The sequence below is a fragment of the Microbacterium sp. genome, assembly GCF_011620715.1.
Classification (GTDB): domain Bacteria; phylum Actinomycetota; class Actinomycetes; order Actinomycetales; family Microbacteriaceae; genus Microbacterium.
In genome coordinates this window covers 1-6145 of sequence record NZ_WOYP01000018.1, presented here as the reverse complement: position 1 = coordinate 6145, position 6145 = coordinate 1, and the positions used below count along the sequence as shown (strand labels likewise).

Below are 6145 nucleotides of genomic sequence, written 5' to 3'. Positions count from 1 at the left end.
GCCATCGAGCGTCTGGCCGCGACAGAAGGAGCACGATCATGACCCAGCCGGCCCAGACCGCCGACCAGCCCGGCGACGCCCTGGTGATCTTCGGGATCACGGGAGACCTGGCCAAGGTGATGACGTTCCGTTCGCTGTACCGCCTCGAGCAGCGCGGCCTTCTGACGTGCCCGATCATCGGTGTGGCGGTCGAGGACTGGACGGTGGAACAGCTCGCAGACAGGGCCAGGACCTCGATCGTCGCAACCGGCGAGCTGCTCGACGAGGCGGTGTTCAGCCGTCTGGCCGAGCGTCTCTCGTACGTTCAGGGCGACCTCACCGATGAAGGGACCTATGCGCGGATCGCTCATGCTCTCGGCGCGGCAGTTCTTCCGGTCTTCTACCTCGAGATCCCCCCGTTCCTGTTCGGCACGGTGGTGGCGGGCCTCGCGCAGGCCGGTTTGACCACGGTGGCGCGGGTCGTCGTGGAGAAGCCCTTCGGGCATGACCTCGCCTCGTCTACGGCGCTGGCCGAACAACTGCACGCGCACCTCGACGAATCACAGCTCTACCGGATAGATCACTACCTCGGGAAGATGGGCCTCGAGGAGATCCTCTACCTCCGATTCGCCAACACCATGCTCGAGCCGATCTGGAATCGGAACTATGTCGAGTGCGTGCAGATCACCCTGGCTGAAGAGTTCGGGGTGGCGACCCGCGGTCACTTCTACGATCCGGTCGGCGCGTTGCGCGACGTCGTGGTGAACCACCTCTTCCAGCTGCTGGCCGCTGCCACGATGGAGGCCCCGGCGCACGGAGACCCCGAATCACTGCGCGCCGCGCAGACCGAGGCGCTGCGCGCGATCTCGGAGGCAAGCCCTGACCACTACGTGCGCGGGCAATACGACGGGTACGGATCCATCGACGGCGTCGCGGCCGGATCGACGACTGAAACCTACTGCGCCGTGCGCTTGGAGATCGAGAACTGGCGATGGTCCGGCGTGCCGATCATCATCCGCACGGGCAAGTGCCTTCCGGTCACCCAGACGGAGCTGCGCCTGGTCTTCAAGCAGTCACCCCGGCTCGGATTCGGCCTGAGGCGACCGGACAGCGAACCCGACCAGCTCGTCGTGAAGCTGGATCCGAACACCGGCGTGCGGCTCGTCCTGCAGGCCCAGCGCGCCGACGCTCCCACCCCGGAGGCGATCAAGCTCGACATGGAGTTCGCCTCACAAGGCGGCGAGGGACCCACACCATACGAAGTGCTGCTGCACGCGGCGCTCCAGGGGCGCCGCATCCGATTCGCCCCGCAGGCCACGGTCGACCAAGCCTGGCGGATCGTGCAGCCTCTGCTCGACCGGCCCGGCCCCGTCCATCCATACGAGCCCGGCTCGTGGGGACCGGCGGCTGCCGACGCCCTCGTCGCCGATGTCGGCGGCTGGCGCGGTCCATGGATCTGACCCCCGACACGCACACCTATCGACCGAGAAGAAGGAAGCAGTGACATGAGAGTGATCATCGTCGGAGGAGTCGCCGGCGGCGCGTCGTGCGCGGCGCGGCTGCGTCGATTGGACGAGCGGGCCGAGATACTGCTGCTGGAACGCGGCCCGTACGTCTCGTACGCGAACTGCGGGCTGCCCTACCATGTCGGCGGAGTGATCGAACAGGAGTCGAGCCTACTCGTCGCGAACGAACGGGTCTTCAGAGAGCAGTTCAACGTGGACTGCCGCACCGGATGCGAGGTCATCGGCATCTCCGCGGCCGACAAGACCGTCGAACTGCGAGACGTCGCGACCGGCGCCGTCACCACCGAGGCTTACGACAAGCTCGTCCTCTCACCCGGGGCCGCCTCGATACGTCCTCCCCTTCCCGGCATCGACCTGCCGGGCATCTTCCAGGTCCGCACCGTTCCCGATGCCCGGGAGATCCGGGAGTGGATCGACCGCCGCACGAGCTTCCTCGCCGGAATGGAGAAGTACTCCGGCTTCCAGACGGTCCGCCCTCGGCGGCACGCTGTCATCGTGGGTGGCGGATTCATCGGCCTCGAGATGGCCGAGAATCTCGCCGAGCGCGGGTTCAATGTCACCGTCATCGAGATGGCCGATCAGGTTCTCACGCCGCTCGACCACGAGTACGGCCGGCTGGTCGGCGACTTCCTCGGGTTGCACGGCGTCAACGTCATCGTCGGCGACGGGGTCGCCGGCTTCGCACCCGACGAAGACGACTCACTCGTGGTGACCACCAGGTCTGGCGCGACATACCCGGCAGACCTGGTGATACTTGCGCTCGGCGTCCGCCCCGACACCACTTTGGCGAAGGCGGCCGGAGTGGAGATCGGCGACCTGGGCGGCTTCCGCGTGGATGAGCAGATGCGCACGAGCGACCCCGACATCTACGCCGTCGGCGACGCGGTCGAGGTGCGCGACTTCGTCACGGGCGAGTGGAGTCTGATGGCCCTCGCCGGACCCGCCAATCGGCAAGGCCGCATCGCCGCGGAGGCGATCGCCGGCCGTGAGTCGGCCTTTCGAGGCACGCAGGGCACTGCGATCGTCGGGCTTTTCGGCTCGACGGTCGCCTGGACCGGCGTGAACGAGAGAACCCTCAAGCGCCTGGGCGACACCGACTACGAGAAGATCTACCTGTATCCCAACTCACACGCCGGCTACTACCCGGGCGCGAAGCCGATCGCCATGAAGGTCCTGTTCCGGCGGTCGGACGGGCGCGTCATCGGTGCCCAGGCCGTCGGGCAAGATGGCGTCGACAAGCGCATCGACCACATCGCACTGGCCATCCAGTTCGGCGGGACCATGTACGACCTCGAAGAAGCGGAACTCTGCTACGCCCCGCCTTTCGGCAGCGCCAAAGACGCGGTGAACTTCGCCGGGATGGTCGGGGCCGACGTCCTGCGTGGCGACATGCCGATCAGTCACTGGGATGCCGCCGCTGACGGGGAGTTCCTCCTCGATGTGCGCGACCGCGCAGAACTCGCGGTCGAGCGCGCCCCCGGGTCGATCAATATTCCGCTCGGCGAGTTGCGCGCTCGCCTGAACGAACTCCCGCGCGATCGTGAGATCCATGTGCTGTGCCGCTCAGGGCAACGGGCCTACTACGCGACCCGGATCCTGCTCCAGCACGGCTTCGACGCCAAGGATCGCTCCGGGGGCATGCTCTCGCACGCGATCCTCATGGCGCCCCCCGCGCGCTGAAAGACGCGATCATGAGTGAGATCCAAGGCGACACCGCCGTCCAGCCGCCCGCAGCCGCCGCGTGTTGGAGTGAGCAGGCCGAACTCGGCGAGGGAGTCCGATGGGACGCCCGCCGCGGCGGCGAGCTGCTCCGGGTCGACATTCTCGCCGGCCGCGTCTTCCGCGAGCGGGTCGGCCTCGATGGCGACCTCGTCCCGGTGCGCACGTACGATCTGCCCGGAACGGTGGGAGCGATCGCGCCGGTCGCCGACGACGACGGCTGGCTCCTGGCCGCCGATCGGGGATTCATCCATCTCCGGCTCGACGGGTCCTACCGAGTCCTCCCCGAGGTTTCACCGCCGGGCACACGGATGAACGACGCTGCGTGCGACACTTCCGGGAGGCTGTGGGCCGGCACCCTCGCCGACGACCACCACGAAGGCGGGGGAACGCTCTACCGTCTCGATCACCGGGGTCGCTGCGAGGTGATGCTGGAGGGTCTGACGATCTCGAACGGTCTGGGATGGAGCCCCGACAGCCGCACGATGTACCTCGTCGACAGCGGACCACGTGTGGTCTACGCGTTCGCCTTCGACCCGGTCGCAGGCACCGTGTCCGATCAGCGCGTGCTGGTCTCTGTCGCTGACGAGGTCGGCGCGCCCGACGGCATGACCGTGGACGCCCGTGGCGACCTCTGGGTGGCGATCTACGGGGGAGGTCGGGTCCACCGTTACTCACCGGCCGGAGAACTGCGAGAGGTGCTCCACACGCCCGCCGCCCAGAGCACGTGCTGCGGCTTCGCGGGGCCGGGGCTTCACACACTGTACGTGACCACCGCGACGGAGGGTTGGACCGGCGAGGAGCGTGCCGCCGAGCCGGGTGCCGGCCGCGTCTACCGCTTCGCCACCGAAGCGACGGGTCTGGCAGCCGAGGCGTTTCGCCCCGAACCGGGGTGGTGGCCGTCGGCTGCCTAGGACGACAAGACCGACGAACCAGAGGAGAACACATGCCTGACATTCCCCAGATCAGTGACCACGGCCTGATCGGCGATCTGCAGACCGCCGCTCTGGTCTCCACCGACGGCACGATCGATTGGTTCTGCTGTCCGCGATTCGACTCGCCCACGGTTTTCGCATCGCTCATCGACCCAGCGCGCGGTGGGTACTTCTCGATGCGACCCGACGGCGTCGAGTACGTCACCAAGCAGCTGTACCTTCCCGGGACGGCCATCCTGCTGACCCGGTTCATGACCGAGTCCGGAGTCGGCGAAGTGATCGACTTCATGCCGGTGGCCGACGGCCCTGCCACCGACCGACACCGCCTGGTCCGCCTGGTCCGGATCGTGCGGGGAACGATGACCTTCGTCGCGGAGATCCAACCCCGCTTCGACTACGGCCGCGCCGATCACCAGACGACGGTCACCGACGAGGGGACCGTTTTCACTTCGGATGACCTCACCCTCACGGTTCACCGCGTCGGCGACCCCGTCGTCCGCGGCGCGAACCGTGCCGGTGTGGTCGACGTTGTCGATCGCGGGGTGCGGGTGACCACAACCCTCAGGGCCGGTGAGGTGACGGGACTTATGCTGGAGTCGGGCGGGGCCGCACCGCAGCAGATCTCCCGCGAGGAGCTGCTCTCACTGTACGACGACACCCATGCGTACTGGCAGAGCTGGCTGGCCAAGTCGACCTATACCGGACGATGGCGCGAGGCAGTCACCCGCTCCGCGATGACCCTCAAGCTGCTCACCTACGCCCCCACGGGGGCGATGATCGCCGCCCCGACCTGCTCACTCCCCGAACAGATCGGCGGCGAACGCAACTGGGACTATCGCTATACCTGGGTACGGGACGCCTCCTTCTCTGTGCATGCACTGCTCGGTCTCGGCTATAAGGACGAGGCCGCGGCATTCGTGTCCTGGCTCGGCGATCGCATCGCAGACAGCGCCGGCGCGGCATCCGGGCCTTTGAAGATCATGTACCGCGTCGATGGCTCGTCGGACATCTCGGAAGAGACGCTGGCCCACTTCGACGGCTACCGAGGATCCCACCCGGTGCGTATCGGCAACGGCGCCGCCGACCAGCTCCAGCTGGACATCTACGGCGAGGCCATGGACGCGATCTATCTGGCTGACGCGCGTGGTCTCCCCCTCTCGCACACAGCCTGGACCCAGGTTCGCGAAGTGATCGACTGGGTGTGCGAGAACTGGGACAGGCCCGAAGAGGGCATCTGGGAGACACGCGGCGGGCAGCAGTCGTTCACGTACGGTCGCCTCATGTGCTGGGTGGCGCTCGATCGAGCCATCCGCCTCGCTCGATCAAGCGGGCGCCCTGCGCCGATCCTCCGCTGGACTCTCGAACGGGACCGCATCTACGAGCAGATCATGACGCGAGGATGGCACCCGAACCGCAAGGCATTCGTCCAGCACTACGACACTGACGTGCTCGACGCCTCGCTGCTGCTGATGCCGCTCATGGGCTTCATCGCCCCTCACGATCCGATGTGGACCTCGACCATGGCAGCCATCGACGACGAGCTGGTCTCGGACAGCCTCGTCTATCGATACAACCCCAGCGCCTCACCTGATGGACTGCGCGGCTCGGAGGGCACCTTCACACTCTGCTCCTTCTTCTACGTCGATGCCCTCGCCCGGTCTGGACGCCTCGACGAAGCTCAGCTGACCTTCGAGAAGATGATGACCTACGCCAATCACATCGGCCTCTTCGCCGAAGAGATCGGGCTCACTGGTGACCAGCTCGGGAACTTTCCCCAAGCCTTCAGTCACCTCGCTCTGATCAACGCCGCCGTGAACCTCGACTACCAGCTCGACCACGGGGCGGACCAAGTCGACCCCGTGCTCAGGGCCGGCTTCCATGGCACGCGACCGTAGTCCTGCATCCGTGCACCGAGGTCTCGCCGGAATCGGGGGCGTCCGGTAGAACTCCACCTGCAAGCGATAGGAATGAGTGCATGACAGATAC

The 6145-nt window shown here is 66.9% G+C and carries 4 protein-coding genes; all 4 read left to right on the top strand.

The window, feature by feature from the left end; translation table 11 throughout:
- The first annotated feature begins 38 nt into the window (after positions 1-38).
- The 4 genes from zwf to QZV84_RS02110 are packed head-to-tail and all read left to right on the top strand — an operon-like array spanning position 39 to position 6054.
- A complete protein-coding gene (gene zwf / locus QZV84_RS02125; protein ID WP_292824617.1) occupies positions 39-1439 on the top strand; it encodes a glucose-6-phosphate dehydrogenase in 1401 nt (466 codons plus the stop codon).
- A gap of 45 nt (positions 1440-1484) precedes the next feature.
- A complete protein-coding gene (locus QZV84_RS02120; protein WP_292824615.1) occupies positions 1485-3185 on the top strand; it encodes an FAD-dependent oxidoreductase in 1701 nt (566 codons plus the stop codon).
- An 11-nt stretch (positions 3186-3196) separates the two neighbouring features.
- Positions 3197-4138 carry an SMP-30/gluconolactonase/LRE family protein gene (locus tag QZV84_RS02115; protein ID WP_292824613.1) on the top strand — a complete coding sequence of 314 codons (942 nt, stop codon included), beginning with the start codon at positions 3197-3199 and terminating at the stop codon, positions 4136-4138.
- Between the two features lie 32 nt (positions 4139-4170).
- The gene (locus QZV84_RS02110) at positions 4171-6054 is read left to right on the top strand and encodes a glycoside hydrolase family 15 protein (RefSeq protein ID WP_292824611.1); all 1884 of its coding nucleotides are present in this window, start codon (positions 4171-4173) and stop codon (positions 6052-6054) included.
- Positions 6055-6145: the final 91 nt, after the last annotated feature.